The organism is Amycolatopsis iheyensis, from assembly GCF_024703995.1.
In the GTDB taxonomy this organism is placed as follows: domain Bacteria; phylum Actinomycetota; class Actinomycetes; order Mycobacteriales; family Pseudonocardiaceae; genus Amycolatopsis; species Amycolatopsis iheyensis.
Genome location: NZ_JAMXQV010000014.1, coordinates 68,177 through 82,763, shown reverse-complemented (window position 1 = coordinate 82,763; position 14,587 = coordinate 68,177). Strand labels below are relative to the sequence as shown.

The window sequence follows — 14,587 nt, the reverse complement described above, 5'->3', positions numbered from 1 at the left end:
AGCCTCCTCAAGACGCCGGCGGTTCGAAGCGGCCGTCGACGGCGGTCCAGCCGCCGTCGACCGCCAGCACGGAGCCGGTCACGAACGACGAAGCGTCCGAAGCGAGGTACACGACCGCGCCGGCGAGCTCCTCGGGACGCGCCCAGCGGCCCAACGCGCCCTTCGTCGCATACGCGTCGTACCACTCCGGGTTCGCCTTGATCTGCGCGGTCAGCGGCGTCTCGACGACGCCGGGGGCGATCGCGTTGACCCGGACGCCGGCCGGGCCGAACTCCGCCGCGGCCGTCCGGAACAGCTGGACGAGCCCGGCTTTCGTCGCCGCGTACGGGCCTTGGCCGGGCTCGACGGTCGTCCCGCGGATCGACGAGAAGCCGATGATGCTCCCCCGCCCGCGCGCGACCATGTCGGCGCCGAACACGCGCACGACCTCGAACGTCACGCCGAGGTTCAGCGCGAGGACGCGGTCGAACTCCTCACGGGTGTAGTCCAGCAAACGTTTGCGGACGTTCATCGCGGCGGTCAGCACGACGATGTCCTGCGGGCCGAGGTCCGTCGCCGCACGGTCGAGCGCGCCCGGCTCGAGCAGGTCGATCTCGTACGCCTCGCCGACGCCGGCCTCGCGTGCGGCTTCGAGGTCACGGTCGGCGCACACGACGTCGGCGCCGTGCGCCGCGAGCGCACGCGCGGCTTCGCGGCCGATACCGCCGGCGCCGAGCACCACGGCCCGGCGCCCGTCCAGCCGGAACAACGTCGAGTAGTTCACGGGCGCAGCACCGCCATCCTCGTCACGGTCAGTTCCTCGACGGCGAACCGCGGTCCCTCGCGGCCGATGCCGGAGTCCTTCACCCCGCCGTAGGGCATGGTGTCGGAACGGAAGCCGGGCACCTCGTTGACGACGACGCCGCCGACTTCCAGCTCGTCGAGCGCGCGGAAGGCCGTGTTCAGCGACTTGCTGTAGACGCTGGCGTGGAGGCCGTAGCGGGACGCGTTCACCGCGGCGAACGCTTCGTCCACATCGGACACCGTGCGCACGCAGACGACCGGGCCGAAGATCTCCTCGTCCCAGGCTTCGACGCCGTCCGGGACGTCGAGCAGGACCGTCGGCCGCAGCACCGTGCCCTCGACACCGCCGCCGACCTGGCGGGCGCCCGACTTCTCGATCCACGCGGCGACCCGCTCGGTCGAAGCGGGGTCGATCAGCGCGGAAACCCGCGTCTTCTCGTCCCGCGGATCGCCGACGACGACCTCGTCGAGCCGGGCCAGCAGCCGTTCGGTGAACTCCGCAGCCACCGACGAGACGACCAGCACCCGCTGCACCGAGATGCACGCCTGGCCGGACGCGTAGAACCCGCCACGCAGCACGGCGTCGACCGCGGCTTCGAGGTCCGCGTCGGCAGCGACGACGAGCGCCGCGTTCGAACCCAGCTCCAGCAACGTCTTCGTCGGCGCCGCGTCGCGGGCGATGCGGTGGCCGACCGCGGCCGAGCCGGTGAACGACACCGCGCCGATCCGGCGGTCGGTCGTCAGCGCCGCGCCCACGGCCGCGTCGCCGGTGACCAGCTGGACCATCGCCGGCAGCGGCGCGAGCGACCGGACCAGGTGGACCAGCCAGAGCGTGGCCAGCGGCGTCTGCGGTGCCGGCTTCACGATCACCGGGCAGCCGGCCGCGATGGCCGGCGCGATCTTGTGCGACGCCAGCAGCAGCGGGTAGTTGAAGCCCGCGATGCCGACGACCACGCCGATCGGCTTGCGCTTCCAGAACCCGAGCAGCCCGTCGCCGGAGGGCAGCAGGTCGAGCGGCACGGTCTCGCCGTGCAGCCGCGACACCTCTTCGGCGGCGGCTTCCCAGGTGACGATCGTGCGCGCGACCTCGACCCGGCAGTCCACCAGCGGCTTGCCGGTCTCCAGCACGAGCAGGTCCTCGAACTCCGCACGGCGCTCGGCCAAAGCCGCCGCGACGTCGTTGAGCAGCGAACGCCGAGTCCGCGAAGGCAGCGAAGCCACTTCGCGCGCGACGGCGACAGCCTCGTCGACAGCCCGGGTTGCCAGCTCGGGAGTGCCGACGGGCGCGGTGCCGATCACGCTCCCGTCGTAGGGGAAAACGATTTCTTCGGCGTCCACAGTGGACACCCAGCCCGCGCCGACCGGCAGTCCGTCCGGGTACTCAGCCATCTTCACCTCCGCTCAACCGGGCCAGCTCCGCACGCAGGTTCGGTGCGGCGGCGAGGAGCTCCCGGGTGTATTCGTGCTGCGGTGCGTCGTAGACCTGGGCCACGTCGCCCAGTTCGACGATCTCGCCGCGGCGCATCACCGCGACGCGGTCGCAGACGTGCCGGACGACGCCGAGGTCGTGCGACACGAAGATGAGCGTCAGCGCGAACTGGTCCACCAGCGACGCGAGCAGGTCGAGGATCTGGCCGCGCACGGACACGTCGAGCGCGCTGACCGGCTCGTCGGCGATCAGGACGCTCGGGTGCGGCGCCAGCGCGCGGGCGATCGAGATCCGCTGCCGCTGGCCGCCGGAGAACTGGTGCGGGTACCGCCCGGCGGCGTCGGCGGGCAGGCCGACCGCGGCCAGCAGCTCGTCGACGAGCTTCGGGTTCCGGCGGCCCAGCGGCTCGGAGATGATGTCGGCGACTCGCATCCGCGGGTCGAGCGAGCCCATCGGGTCCTGGAAGACGATCTGCAGCTCCGAGCGCAGGAAGCCGAGCTTGCGTTCGGGGAGGTGGTCGATGCGCCGGCCCTGGAACGAGACCGTGCCGGCGGTCGGCTGGTCGAGTGCGGCCAGCAGCCGGACCAGCGTCGACTTGCCCGAGCCGGACTCGCCGACGATGCCGAACCGCTGTCCGGCCTCGACGTCGAAGCTGACCCCGCGCAACGCGTGGACGTCCCGGCGGGCGTAGCGGCGTTCGAGGTCGCGGACTTCGATGATGCTCATCGGCGGGCCTCCAGGTCCGAGGCGGCCAGGAGCTTGCGCGTGTACTCGTGCTTCGGCGACGTCAGGACTTCGCGCGTCGAACCCGCTTCGACGATCTCGCCGTCGAGCATCACGAGCACGCGCTCGCACACCGACGCGACCACCGCGAGATCGTGCGTGATGAAGAGGAGCGCACTTTCACGTGAAAGTGCGGCTTTGATGAGGGTGAGGATCTGGGCTTGGACCGTGACGTCGAGGGCGGTCGTCGGCTCGTCGCAGATCAGCAGCGACGGCTCGTTCGCCAGCGCCATCGCGAGGACGACCCGCTGCCGCTGGCCGCCGGACAGCTGGTGCGGGTACGCGCGGGCCGTGTCCGCCAAGCCCACCGAGGACAGCAGGTCTTCCGCGCGGTGGCGGCGGCCGTGGATCCGGCCGGGCTCGGTGACCTGGCGGCCGACGCGCATGGCCGGGTTCAACGCCGTCATCGGCTCCTGGAACACCATCGCCAGCTCGTCACCGCGTAGCCGGGAGAGGTCCTTTTCGGACATGCCGAGCAGCTCGCGGTCGCCGAGCCGGACCGAGCCGGACGCGCGGAGTTCGTCCGGGAGCAGGCCCATGATCGACAACGCCGTCAGCGACTTCCCCGACCCGGACTCCCCGATCAGCCCGACCCGCTCGCCTGCGCCGATCTCGAAGGAAACGTCACGCACGAGCGAAGAAACGCTGAGACCCGAAACCGAAAGCGTCATACCTTCGCCGCCAATCGGGGGTCGAGGCGGTCACGCAGGCCGTCGCCGAGGAGGTTGAACCCGAGCACGGCGACGGCGATCGCGATGCCCGGCACCAGCGCGAGCCGCGGGTGCACGGTCAGCAGTTCCTGGGACTCCTGCAGCATCCGTCCCCACGACGGCGTCGGCGGCCGCGTGCCGAACCCGAGGAACGACAACGCCGCTTCGGCCAGCACGGCGATCGCGAACGACACCGACGCCTGCACGATCAGCAGGCCGGAGATGTTCGGCAGCACGTGCCGGACGGCGATGGAGAACCGCGACCGGCCGCCGGCCCGCGCGGCGAGCACGAACTCGGTGCTCATCACCTGCAGCGTCCCGGACCTCGCGATCCGCGCGAACGACGGGATCGTCGCGATGCCGATGGCGACCATCGCGGTCAGCGTGTCCGCCCCGAACACCGCGCCGAACATGATCGCCAGCAGCAACGCGGGGAACGCGAGCACGAGGTCGTTGACCCGCATGACGAACTCACCCAGCCACCGCGGCGACATCCCGGCGAGGATCCCCAGCGGCGTGCCGATCACCGCGGCGATGCCCACCGCGACGACACCGACGTACAACGTCGTCCGCGCGCCGACCATGATCTGGCTGAGCAGGTCGCGGCCGAACTTGTCGGTGCCGAAGAGGTTCTCGCCCCCGAAGCCCAGGAGCCGGTGGGCGGCGTCGACCTTCACCGGGTCGAACGGCGTCCACACGAACGACAGCAGCGCGGCCAGCACGACCAAGCCGACGAGCACTCCGCCGATGACGAGATTGCGCATCACGAACCTCGCAATCGCGGGTCGAGCACGGTGTACAGGACGTCGACGACGAAGTTGACCACCAGCACGCCGACCACCAGCACGAGCACGATCCCCTGCACGGTCAGCAGGTCCCGCGACGACACCGCGTCGAGCAGCATCGAGCCGAGTCCCGGCAGCACGAACACGCGCTCGACGACGACCGCGCCGATCAAGAGCGTCGCCAGCTGCAGCCCGAGCACGGTGACCACCGGTACCGACGCGTTGCGCAAACCGTGGCGCACCAACGCCTGCCCCGGCCGGAGCCCCTTGGACCGCGCGGTCCGGAGGTAGTCCTGGCCGAGCGTGTCGAGCACCGCCGACCGGACATAGCGCGTGAGCACCGCGCCCTGCACCAAACCGAGGGACAACGCGGGCAGGACGAGCCCGCGGAAGAACTCGCCGAAGTTCTGGTCCGGTGGGGTCCACCCGCCGGACGGCAGCCAGCGCAGCTGCACGGCGAAGATCTGCACCAGGATGATCCCGGCGAGGAACGCGGGGATCGCGACGCCGATCTGCGACAACCCCGAAACGCTCGCGCCGGAAGCCTTGCGGTGTTTGACCGCGGCGAACGTGCCCGCGGGAATCGCGATCACCAGCGCCACCAGCATCCCGGCGCCGACCAGCCAGAGCGTCACGCCGAGACGATCCAGGAGCTGCGGACCGATCGCGTCGCGCGTGACGTACGAGCGGCCGAAGTCGCCGTGCAGCACGCCACCGATCCAGTCGAAGTACTGCGTGACCAGTGGCCGGTCGATGCCGAATTCCGCGCGTGTCTTGGCGAGCAGCTCCGGCGTCGCGTTGACGCCGAGCGCGACCTGCGCCGGGTCACCCGGCAGCACGGCCATGAAGAGGAACACCACGATCGACGCGACCAGCACGCTGACCACGAAGATCGCCACCCGGCGCAGCACCTTGGCGGTCATCGCGGCGCCAGCCCGGTGAGGTCGAAGGACTCGCTGACCTGGTTCGCCGCGAACCCGCCGACCTTGGCCTTCGCGACGATCACGTTGGGGAACAGGAACAGCCAGTCCGCGGCCGCGTCGGTGTTCAGCTGCCGCGCGACCTGCTTCATGTCCGCGACCTGCTGCTCCGGCGTCCCGCTGTCGGCTTCGGCGAGCAGCTGCTGGACGCGCTTGCTGTCGTAACCCCAGTAGTACTTCGGCTTCCCGAACGTCGTGATGTCGCGGGCCTCGACGTGCTGGATGATCGACAGGTCGTAGTCGTGGTCGGTGAACACCTGCTTGAGCCACACCGCCGGGAAGTCGAGGGGTTCGATCGTCGTCCGCACCCCGACGTCGGCCAGCTGCGACTGCACGACCTGCGCGGCCGACACCGCGTACGGCAGGTTCGGGATCCGCATCCGCAGGTTCAGGTTCGTCGCGCCCGCCTCGGTCAGCAGCGCCTCGGCCTTCGCGGGGTCGAACGGGTAGACCTTCGACAGGTCCTCGTACCAGGGGTCGGTCGGCGGGACCATGCTGCCGATCAGCGTGCCGCGACCGGCCCACGCCGTGTCCAGCAACGCCTTCCGGTCGATCGCGTACATCAGCGCCTGGCGCACCCGGACGTCGGTGAACGGCGGCCGCGCGTTGTTCATCGCGAGCGTGACCTCGCTGTTCGACGTGCCCTGGATGACCTGGAACCGGTCGTCCGCCTGGAACTGCGGGATCGAGTCGGGTGCGGTGACCGCCGAGATGACGTCGATGCCGTTGCTGGACAACGCGTTGTTCAGCGCCGTCGGGTCCTTGATGTACTTGAGGACCACGGTTTTGTACGCCGGTTCCCGGCCCCAGTACGCGGGGTTCGCCTTCAGCACCACCGAGTCGCCGCGCTTGCGGGCGGCCACGACGTACGGCCCGGTGCCGACCGGCTTGTTCGCCAGGTCGGCGACGCCGGTCGGGCTGAACATCGCGCCGAGCCGGCTGGTCAGGCTGAACAGCCAGCCGTTGGACGGCTTCGACAGCACGACCCGCGCGTGGTCCGGCGCCACGACGTCGACGTGGTCGACAACGTCCATCGTGGACTTGATCGAGATCGTCCAGTCGGTCTTCACGCGCAGCAGCGAGAACTTGACGTCTTCGGCCGTGAACGGTGCGCCGTTGCTGAACTTCACACCCGGCTGGAGCTGGAAGTCGTAGGTGCGACGGTCCGGGCTGATCGTCCACGACTTCGCGAGCAGCGGCACCACGCGACCCTGCGAGTCGAGCTTCACCAGGCCTTCGTAGACGTTGTAGAGCAGCGCCTGCGGGATCGCGGCACCGTCGGTCTTGGTGAAGTCGAAGTTCGCCGGCTCGGCCGTGAAGCCGACGGAAAGCGTGTCCGGACCAGCGGAAACACTGGCCGACGAGCCGGCCGAGCAGCCGGTGACGGCAAGCAGCAGCGCCGCTGCCACCACCGGAATCCGGGCTTTCATTCGGCCTCCAGGTCAGTACACTGGTCTGACCAGTAGCCTGCACTGAGCGGACGACGAGGTCAAGGATGCGGTTCGAACCGGTGGCTCCGGTCCGCGCGTACGAGCGGGTCGTCGAGCAGATCGAGCAGGCCGTGATCAGCGGCGGGCTCAAGCCGGGCGAACGCCTGCCGAGTGAGCGCGAGCTGATGACGCAGTTCGGCGTCGGCCGCTCGACGATCCGCGAAGCCCTGCGCGTGCTCCAAGCCGCCGAGATGATCCGGTCGCGCCCCGGTGACCCGCGCGGCCCCGAGGTGCTGGCCGCGTCGCCGGCGGCGTTGCACCGCTCGATGCACCGGCTCGCGCGGGCCGACCACGTCGGGCTCGCCGAACTGCTGCAGTTCCGGATGATCCTCGACGGCTCGGCCCACCTGCTCGCCGCCGAGCTGCGCACCGAGGACGACCTGACCGGCCTCGACACGGCGCTGGAGGCGATGCGCGAAGGCGTCTCGCACGGGTACGCCGAGTTCAGCCGCGCCGACGTCGCCTTCCACGAAGTCATCGCGCGCATCTCACGCAATCCCCTGCTGGTGGTCAGCGAAGAAGTCGTGCGCGGAGTGGTGCTGGAGCTGATCGAGGACAAGCTCGAGCACGCCAGCAACCGGACGTCGCTGATGCGCGCGTGGCTCGCCCACCACGCCGAAGTGCTCGACGCGATCCGCGCAGCCGATGGCGCCGGTGCGGCCCAGCTCGCCAAGCAGGCGTTGTACGACAACTACGCGGAACACGTGCCCGCCGGGCAACGCCCGCTGCTCGCCCCCTTGCTGCGGTCCTAGACTCGGCCGAATGGCCGGGACGAAACGAGACGGAGTCGGGCTCGCGTTGTCCGGCGGTGGCTATCGCGCAATGCTCTTCCACGCCGGCGCGCTCTGGCGGCTCAACGAACTCGGCTGGCTGCCGAAGCTGACCACCGTTTCCAGCGTCTCCGGCGGTTCGATCGCGGCCGGGGTGCTCGCGCACGCGTGGCACAAGCTGTACTTCGGCGAAGACGGCGTCGCCGAGAACTTCGGCAAGGAAGTCGTGCAGCCGCTGCGGAAACTGGCGCGCACCAACCTCGACGTCCCGGTGACGCTGAAGGCCATGGTGATGCCGTGGCGCAGCGCGGGTGAGGAACTGGCCCGCCGCTACGCGAAGCACCTCTTCGGCGACTGCTGCCTCGAAGACCTCGACCCGGCCGGCCCGAACTTCGTGTTCACCGCGACCAGCCTGCAGGACGGCTCGCTGTGGTGGTTCTTCCGCCAGTCCGGCCCGCACGGGCGGATTCCCCTGGCGACGGCGGTGGCCGCGTCGTCGGCGTTCCCGCCGATGCTTTCGCCGGTCGTGATCACGGACCCGCACCAAGCGGACCGCGAGATCGTGCTCAGCGACGCCGGCGTGTACGACAACCTCGGCCTCGACCCGATCGAGAACCAGTGCGCGACCGTCCTGGTCAGCGACGCCGGCAAGAAGATGCGGCACGAGGAAAAGCCGCGCCGCAACTGGCCGATGCAGATGTTCCGCGTGCTGACCGTGATGGACAACCAGGTCCGCGAGCTGCGCACCGGCTCGCTGCTGAAGTCCTACCAGGACAAGCGGTTCGCCGGCACGTACTGGGCGACCTACAGCGACATCACGCACTTCGAGCTGCCGGACGCGCTGCCGGCGCCGGTCGAGCAGACCCGCGAGCTGGCCGTGACGAAGACCCGGCTGACCAGGATGTCCGAGCGGACGCAGGACCGGCTGATCAACTGGGGCTACGCCGTGTGCGACGCCGGCATGCGGCGTTGGGTGTGCCCGGAAACCACGCTGAAGCCGACGTACCCGTACCCCGGTTCAGGCGTTGGCTAGGTTCGCGTAGACGACGATGTTGTCCTTATAGCTGTGCTCGGCGTGGTCGAACACGCCACCGCAGGTGATCAGCCTCAGCTCGGGCTTGTCGCTGTTGCCGTAGACGGCGTCCTTCGGGAACGTGTCCTTCGGAACCTGCGTGACGCGGTCGACGACGAACTTCAGCTTCTTGCCGTCACTGCGGTCGATGTCGACCTCGTCGCCGGGCGCGAGGTCCTTGAGCTTGTAGAAGATGCCGGGCTTCTTGTCGCCGTCGACGTGCCCGAGCACGATCGCCGGGCCGACGTCCCCGGGCACCGGGGAAAGCTTGTACCAGGCGGCCTGCATCGGCTGGTGCACCGACGGGACGGAGATCGAGCCGTCGGTCTTGACCGCGACCGCGAGCAGGCTGGACTCCGCGCCGATCTTGGGGATCTTGACCGACGTCGGGCGAAGTCCCTTGAACGGCGCGGTCACCGGCACCGAGGACGGAACCGGCGCCGGCGCCGCCTTCGGCTGCTCCGGAGTGCTGCAGGCGGCCAGCGTCAGGACGAGCGCGAGGGCCGCGCCCGCCCGGCGGATCCTCACCAGGCCATGCCGCCGAAGCCGGTCTCGACCGTGCCCTTGGGCGTGACCTTGACCTGGGCCTTCGGAGCGGCGTTGCCGGGAGCGGTGGTGCTCGTCGTGGTGGTCGCCGTGGTCACCGGCGCGGTGCTCGACGCGGGCGCGCTGGTCGTGGTCGGCGAGCTGCTGGTGCTCGTGGTCGGCGGCTGCTCCTGCTCGAACTCGACGGTGCCGTTGCCCTCGACGCCCGCGCAGGTCCAGCTGAACTTGGCGGTCGTGGTGCCGGCCGGCGCGTCGGCGACCCGGACGGTGTAGTTCCAGATCCGGCCGTCGGACTCGTCCTGGTCCGGGCCACCGGTGACGCTCAGGTACTGGGCGGCCAGGTTGCCGGGCGCACCCGCCGCGCAGTTGATGACCAGGACGCCTTCGCCGCCGAGGCCGACGAAGCCGGCGCCGGTGTTGTCCTGGTAGTCGTCCTTCGGCGGCTCGGACGCTTCGGAGGGCGAAGTCGTCGTCTTCGGCGTGGTGGGCGCGGCGGCCGCACGCTTCGGCTTCGCCGGCGCGGGAGTGCCCGTGGTCGAAACCGGCGAGGACTCGGTCTGGGTCGCCGAGGTGCTGCTCGTCGGAGCGCTGCTCGAGGTCGGAGTCTCCGAAGTGGACGTGGTCGGTTCCGTCGTCGACGTGGGCGTCTCGTCGTCCGCGAGCGCGACCGGCGCCGCGGCGAAGGTGACCAGCGCCGCTGCCGAAACGACACCCGCGACCCGGTTCAGCGTTCTACCCACGATGACTCCCAACGGCGGTTGACCTGCGATGCCGCGACTATCGAGGATTCGCCGGCGGTTGTTACTCCGCTAACGCGCTGTTCAGGTCCCGCCACAGGTCGTCAGGATCCTCGAGGCCGACGCTGAACCGGAGCAAACCCGCGGGCACCCGCTCCTCACCCGGGAGCCAGGCCCGCCGTTCGACCAGGCTCTCCACGCCGCCGAGACTGGTGGCCGGGACGATCAGGCGGGTCGACGCGCAGAAGCGGTCGGCGGCCGCCGCATCGGCCAGCTCGAAGGCGACCATCATGCCGAAGCCCGGGTAGCGCACGCGCGTCACCGCGGGGTGGTCACCGAGCCGCGCCGCCAGCAGCGCCGCCGTACGGGACTGCTCGGCCAGCCGGACCGGCATCGTCCGCAGGCCCCGCAGCGCGAGCCACGCTTCGAGCGCGCCCGGTGTCGAGCCGACACGGGTCCGCGCGCCCTTCAGCTCGGCCGCGACCTCGGGATCCTTGGCCACGGTGATGCCCAGCAGCAGGTCGCTGTGCCCGCCGATCAGCTTGGTCGCGCTGTGCACGACGACGTCGGCGCCCAGCTCGAGCGGCCGTTGCTGCAGCGGCGTCGCGAAGGTGTTGTCGACGACGACCCGGCCGCGCGCGGCGGCGGCGATCGTCTCGATCGCCATCACGTCGAGCGTCGGGTTGGTCGGCGACTCGAGCCAGACCAGGTCCGACGTCGCGGCCTCGGCGACCCAGGCTGCCGTGTCGGTCGGCGCCAGCTCGGTGACGGCGAGCTTGCCGAGCTTCTGCGCGTGAGCGAGCACCCCGCGCGTCACGGCGTAGCTGAACGTCGGCACGACCACCCGCGACCCGACCGGCAGCAGGTCCAGCACCGCGGACAACGTCGCGACCCCGGAGGCGAACGCCGTCGCGTGGCCACCCTCGAGCGCTCCGACGGCCTCTTCGAGCGCGTGCCAGGTCGGCGTGCCGTCACTGCGCGAATACACGAAGTCGCCACCGGCCCGGTAGGTGCTGGTGGCGACGAGCGGGGTGTTCAGCGGCTCGCCGGGGCCGTGCGGCCGGCCGGCGGCGATGGCCTTGGTGCGGGGCGTCCAGTCGTCCATGCGATCACGGTAATCGCGCCGCGGTGAGGAGGCCGGGCCGCCCGCGCGTCCGCGAACGGCCCGGCCTGGCTTCAGTGCGCGTACACCTCGAACTCGTACAGCGAGTAGCCGTACTTCGTGCCGCGTTGCACGCCTTGCATCTTGACGAACCTCGCCGGCCTCGCGGCGAACGAGAGGTTGTCCTGACCGCCGTCCCCGTCGGTGACCACGGCCGCGTCGGTCCAGTTCACCGCGTCGGGCGAAGTCTGGATCTTGTAGCTCTTCCCGTACGCGGATTCCCAGCTCAGCCCGACCCGCGAGACCTGCTGCAGCGCACCGAGGTCGACGGTGATCGCCTGGTCGTCGCTCCAGTCGCTGGCCCAGCGGGTCGAGGTGGTGCCGTCGATCGCGTTCGACGCCGGGGAGTTGTAGAAGCCGGTCTCGGCGCTCGTGGCGCTGACCGTCTTCCCCGGCGCGAGGTTGGCGATGTTGTCGCCGCGGTGCGCGGTGTACTCGACGACCTGCTGGAACGTCGGGCGGTTCTGCCAGCTGATCTTGTCCTGCGTGATGCCGCCGAGCGGGTTGTGGATGATCGTGTCGGCGCACCACTGGTCACCCGCGGAGCAGCTGCCGTCCCCGGGGTAGACGGTGTTCGCGGCCTGGCCGGCGGCCGTGGTCAGCGAGTCGACGAGGGCCTGGCGGCACGTCGTGAGGTTGCCGCCGCCGCAGAACGTCTGGCCGAGCGGGCCGGCCACCGGCTGGCCGAGCACCTGCCGGATGTCCTTGCTGACGTAACCCCACCAGCCGACCTGGAACGACGAGCCCTTGTGCGGCTGACCGGTGTGCTGCCCGTTGCCGTTCTGCCAGCCGGACGGGCTTTCGTTGATGCCGATCACGCCGGTCATCGCGTTGTAGGCGTCGTCACCCATGCCCGGCTTGAACTCGGCCTGCACGAGCAGCGGCCACCAGGCGTCGAAGATGCGGATCGCGTCGGCGTCCGCGTACGCCTTGCTGCCCGGCGACGTCTCCTGGCGCAGGTGGCCGTTCGCCAGCCACGTCTTGAGCTTCGCCTCGGCGTCGGCCGCCGCGCCGGTGGTGGGTGTCTTGTCGAGCACCTGCAGCAGCAGCGGCAGGACGCGCTCGGCGCGCAGGTCGGCCAGCGCGGCGTCCTCCATCGCCTGCGTCAGGTTGACCCGGGTGACCTTGCGGCCGGTGAGGATCATCGTCTTGACCCGCGTGTCGAGCAGGTCGACGCGGTGCACGGCCGACTTGTCCGCGCCCGCGGCCGCGTAGCCGTTGGCCTGCGCGTTGTTCCAGCTGACGTAGTAGTCCTGGTTGACCGACTGCGGGTGCTGCGACGCCGGCGTGTAGGTCGCGACGTTCCCGGCCGGGTTCCAGCCGTTCCAGTCGTGGCCCTGGTCGCCCCACACCGGCATGTTCGGGTCCACATTGGACTGCCGCGACGGGTTGCTGCCGGAGTTGAAGTACGCGATGTCCTTCGAGTCGGCGTAGAACCAGTTGAAGGTGTAGTTGATGTCGGCCGCGGCCTTCTGGAAGTCGGCCGCCGAGTGGATGAAGCCCGGGTCGTTCAGCTCCTGGAAGCCGATCAGGGAGTCGACCTCGTGGAAGTACGACGAGCGCAGCGCCGCGTACGCCACCGGCTTGCCGCCGACCGTCGCCCGGCTCTGCACCGGCCCGTACTTCGTCCGGTAGCTGCGCAAGGTGTACGACCCGGCCGCGGTCCCGTCGGCGACGGTCGGCTTCCAGGCGTTCTTCACCTCGACGGTGTCCATCGGGATGCACTGGCCTTGCCAGGTGTAGTAGTTCGAGTCCTTCGTCGGCGCCTTGCCGCTCGGGTCGCACAGCGTCAGCGCGTAGGTGTCGATGATGTCCTGGGCCGACGTCGTCGCGCTCCACGAGTAGTCCTGGCCGCGGCCCAGCAGCGTGTACATGCTCAGCCCGGCGAAGGCCGCGCCGCGCGAGGAGATGCCCGGACCCTGCAGCTCCTGCAACAGCAGCAGCTGCGGTGCGAAGTAACCGGTCTGCGGGCCGAACACGGCGACCGGGTGGCCGCTGGCGGTGTGCGCGCCGGAGACGAGCAGCGCGTTGGACATGCCGTGCTTCTCGCTCAGCATGTTCCCCGGCAGCACGCCGTTCTCGAACATCCCGCGGGCGGGCTCCTGGTCGGCGGGCGCGGCGACGTCCACAGTGGACGGCGTCGCGGTCGCGGCCGAGCCGGTCTGGTCGAACACCAGCTGCTGCCCGGTCACCGAGCCCTTGTCCGGCATGGCCCGCCCGACCGCGTTGGCGGGCGTCTTGCCGTACGGGAAGGTCTGGCCGTCGTGCAGCGTCTTGACGGCTTCGGGGTCGTCCTCGGAGCGCAGGCTCTGCCACACCTTCTCGCCCTGCACGACGCCGTACTTCTCCTGCATCGCGAGCTTCGCGATGGCGTTCTGCACCTCACCGCCGCCGCCCGCGCCGAACTCGGCGCCGACCAGCGAGGCGAGCGCGACGAGGTCGGTCAGCTTGAAGGGGTCGATCGTGCCGGCGTTGGTGATCGCGTCGACGTGCCCGGTCAGCACGTACTCGCCGGGGAAGTACCGGCCGCTGTGGGAGTCGTTGATGTACTTGTTGATGCCGTCGACGTAGGCCTGCGCGTCGGCCAGGCCCTGCGCGCCCCGCGGGCCGCTGCCCGCGACGCGGTCGATCTGCTGCTGCAGCTCGGCCTCGGTGTACGGCGCGTTCGAGAAGAACTGCTGTTCCAGCTCGCGGTTCGCCTCGGCGCCACCGGCGAACGGGGTGACCTGCCCGCGGGCGGCGTGGCGCAGGACGTCCATCAGCCACAGCCGGTCCTGCGCGGCGGCGTACCCGGCGCCGAACTCGGTGCCGCTGCGGGTGGTCCCGGTGATGTGCGGGACGCCGAGTGCCTTGTCGCGCACGATCGTGACGTCCGAACGCGGCTTCGTCGTGCTCGCGACCTGGTCGGCCGCGACTCCGAACGAAGCGTCGTTGAAGTACTGGCTGATCGTGCTGGTGGTCAGCGACTGGTAGCCGCCGGCCAGCGAGGCGTACTTGCCGAGCTGGTCGGCCGCGTGCGCGGGCCGGGTGCCCAGCACCTTGTGCGCCAGGATCTCGGCGAGGGTGGCGCTGCCCTGTTCGCCGGGCGGCAGGATGTCGTTGCACTGCCCGCCGCAGTAGTCGTCGGGCGACGCGGCCGCCTGTGCGGCCGGAGCGGTGACGGCGACTTGGGTGAGGCCGGCCACGAGGGCCCCCAGTGCCGTCAAGGTCAGGGCGCGGATGCCACGTCGCATGCCGGGCTCCCCTCAGTCAGAAGAGTGACGAAGCGCACGCTACCGAGCAGTAGCTGAAGTGTGAAGACTTTTCGCGTTTTTCAGCCCTTGGACGTAGTCCGAACGGC

Annotated in this window: 13 protein-coding genes; 2 read left to right on the top strand and 11 right to left on the bottom strand. The window is 70.3% G+C overall.

Translation table 11 applies throughout. The features are described 5' to 3' along the window. Positions 1-7 precede the first annotated feature (7 nt). The 7 genes from M8542_RS25685 to M8542_RS25655 are packed head-to-tail and all read right to left on the bottom strand — an operon-like array spanning position 8 to position 6,900. Positions 8-763 (bottom strand): SDR family NAD(P)-dependent oxidoreductase, encoded by a 756-nt coding sequence (locus tag M8542_RS25685; RefSeq protein WP_257922796.1) that lies wholly within the window; start codon positions 761-763, stop codon positions 8-10. Beyond that, complete coding sequence (locus M8542_RS25680) at positions 760-2,172, bottom strand: aldehyde dehydrogenase family protein (protein WP_257922795.1); 1,413 nt, start codon at positions 2,170-2,172, stop codon at positions 760-762. Before M8542_RS25680 ends, M8542_RS25685 begins: the two co-directional genes overlap by 4 nt. Then, positions 2,165-2,938, bottom strand: a complete 774-nt coding sequence (locus M8542_RS25675; protein WP_257922794.1) for an ABC transporter ATP-binding protein — start codon at positions 2,936-2,938, stop codon at positions 2,165-2,167. The genes M8542_RS25680 and M8542_RS25675 overlap by 8 nt, the downstream gene beginning before the upstream one ends. Beyond that, on the bottom strand, positions 2,935-3,666 hold the full coding sequence (locus M8542_RS25670) for an ABC transporter ATP-binding protein (protein ID WP_257922793.1): 732 nt from the start codon (positions 3,664-3,666) through the stop codon (positions 2,935-2,937). The genes M8542_RS25675 and M8542_RS25670 overlap by 4 nt, the downstream gene beginning before the upstream one ends. Next, positions 3,663-4,469: an ABC transporter permease gene (locus M8542_RS25665; RefSeq protein WP_257922792.1), complete on the bottom strand. Its 807-nt coding sequence runs from the start codon at positions 4,467-4,469 to the stop codon at positions 3,663-3,665. The genes M8542_RS25670 and M8542_RS25665 overlap by 4 nt, the downstream gene beginning before the upstream one ends. Beyond that, on the bottom strand, positions 4,469-5,413 hold the full coding sequence (locus M8542_RS25660) for an ABC transporter permease (protein WP_257922791.1): 945 nt from the start codon (positions 5,411-5,413) through the stop codon (positions 4,469-4,471). Before M8542_RS25660 ends, M8542_RS25665 begins: the two co-directional genes overlap by 1 nt. After that, a complete protein-coding gene (locus tag M8542_RS25655) occupies positions 5,410-6,900 on the bottom strand; it encodes an ABC transporter substrate-binding protein (RefSeq protein ID WP_257922790.1) in 1,491 nt (496 codons plus the stop codon). The genes M8542_RS25660 and M8542_RS25655 overlap by 4 nt, the downstream gene beginning before the upstream one ends. Before the next feature lie 65 nt (positions 6,901-6,965). Here M8542_RS25655 and M8542_RS25650 point away from each other — a divergent pair, with 65 nt between their 5' ends. Beyond that, positions 6,966-7,712, top strand: coding sequence for a FadR/GntR family transcriptional regulator (locus M8542_RS25650; RefSeq protein ID WP_257922789.1), 747 nt, complete (start codon positions 6,966-6,968; stop codon positions 7,710-7,712). A 10-nt stretch (positions 7,713-7,722) separates the two neighbouring features. Continuing rightward, entirely contained in the window at positions 7,723-8,763 is a 1,041-nt protein-coding gene (locus M8542_RS25645; protein WP_257922788.1) for a patatin-like phospholipase family protein, read from the top strand. On the opposite strand, the gene M8542_RS25640 is transcribed toward M8542_RS25645, so the two are convergent. The 4 genes from M8542_RS25640 to M8542_RS25625 all read right to left on the bottom strand — a co-directional run bounded on the left by M8542_RS25640 (position 8,749) and on the right by M8542_RS25625 (position 14,480). After that, a complete protein-coding gene (locus tag M8542_RS25640; RefSeq protein ID WP_257922787.1) occupies positions 8,749-9,330 on the bottom strand; it encodes a class F sortase in 582 nt (193 codons plus the stop codon). The genes M8542_RS25645 and M8542_RS25640 overlap by 15 nt on opposite strands. After that, on the bottom strand, positions 9,327-10,088 hold the full coding sequence (locus M8542_RS25635; RefSeq protein WP_257922786.1) for a hypothetical protein: 762 nt from the start codon (positions 10,086-10,088) through the stop codon (positions 9,327-9,329). The genes M8542_RS25640 and M8542_RS25635 overlap by 4 nt, the downstream gene beginning before the upstream one ends. A 61-nt stretch (positions 10,089-10,149) precedes the next feature. Beyond that, a complete protein-coding gene (locus tag M8542_RS25630) occupies positions 10,150-11,190 on the bottom strand; it encodes a trans-sulfuration enzyme family protein (RefSeq protein ID WP_257922785.1) in 1,041 nt (346 codons plus the stop codon). 71 nt (positions 11,191-11,261) lie between these two features. Continuing rightward, positions 11,262-14,480, bottom strand: coding sequence for a penicillin acylase family protein (locus M8542_RS25625; protein ID WP_257922784.1), 3,219 nt, complete (start codon positions 14,478-14,480; stop codon positions 11,262-11,264). Between the last annotated feature and the right edge of the window lie 107 nt (positions 14,481-14,587).

What these genes read in the sequence shown, in the direction of transcription:
- M8542_RS25680 (WP_257922795.1), bottom strand. Translation starts at nt 2,172, where the DNA reads ATGGCTGAGTACCCGGACGGACTGCCGGTCGGCGCGGGCTGGGTGTCC.
- M8542_RS25655 (WP_257922790.1), bottom strand. Translation starts at nt 6,900, where the DNA reads ATGAAAGCCCGGATTCCGGTGGTGGCAGCGGCGCTGCTGCTTGCCGTC.
- M8542_RS25630 (WP_257922785.1), bottom strand. Translation starts at nt 11,190, where the DNA reads ATGGACGACTGGACGCCCCGCACCAAGGCCATCGCCGCCGGCCGGCCG.
- M8542_RS25665 (WP_257922792.1), bottom strand. Translation starts at nt 4,469, where the DNA reads ATGCGCAATCTCGTCATCGGCGGAGTGCTCGTCGGCTTGGTCGTGCTG.
- M8542_RS25675 (WP_257922794.1), bottom strand. Translation starts at nt 2,938, where the DNA reads ATGAGCATCATCGAAGTCCGCGACCTCGAACGCCGCTACGCCCGCCGG.
- M8542_RS25660 (WP_257922791.1), bottom strand. Translation starts at nt 5,413, where the DNA reads ATGACCGCCAAGGTGCTGCGCCGGGTGGCGATCTTCGTGGTCAGCGTG.
- M8542_RS25645 (WP_257922788.1), top strand. Translation starts at nt 7,723, where the DNA reads ATGGCCGGGACGAAACGAGACGGAGTCGGGCTCGCGTTGTCCGGCGGT.
- M8542_RS25650 (WP_257922789.1), top strand. Translation starts at nt 6,966, where the DNA reads ATGCGGTTCGAACCGGTGGCTCCGGTCCGCGCGTACGAGCGGGTCGTC.
- M8542_RS25625 (WP_257922784.1), bottom strand. Translation starts at nt 14,480, where the DNA reads ATGCGACGTGGCATCCGCGCCCTGACCTTGACGGCACTGGGGGCCCTC.
- M8542_RS25670 (WP_257922793.1), bottom strand. Translation starts at nt 3,666, where the DNA reads ATGACGCTTTCGGTTTCGGGTCTCAGCGTTTCTTCGCTCGTGCGTGAC.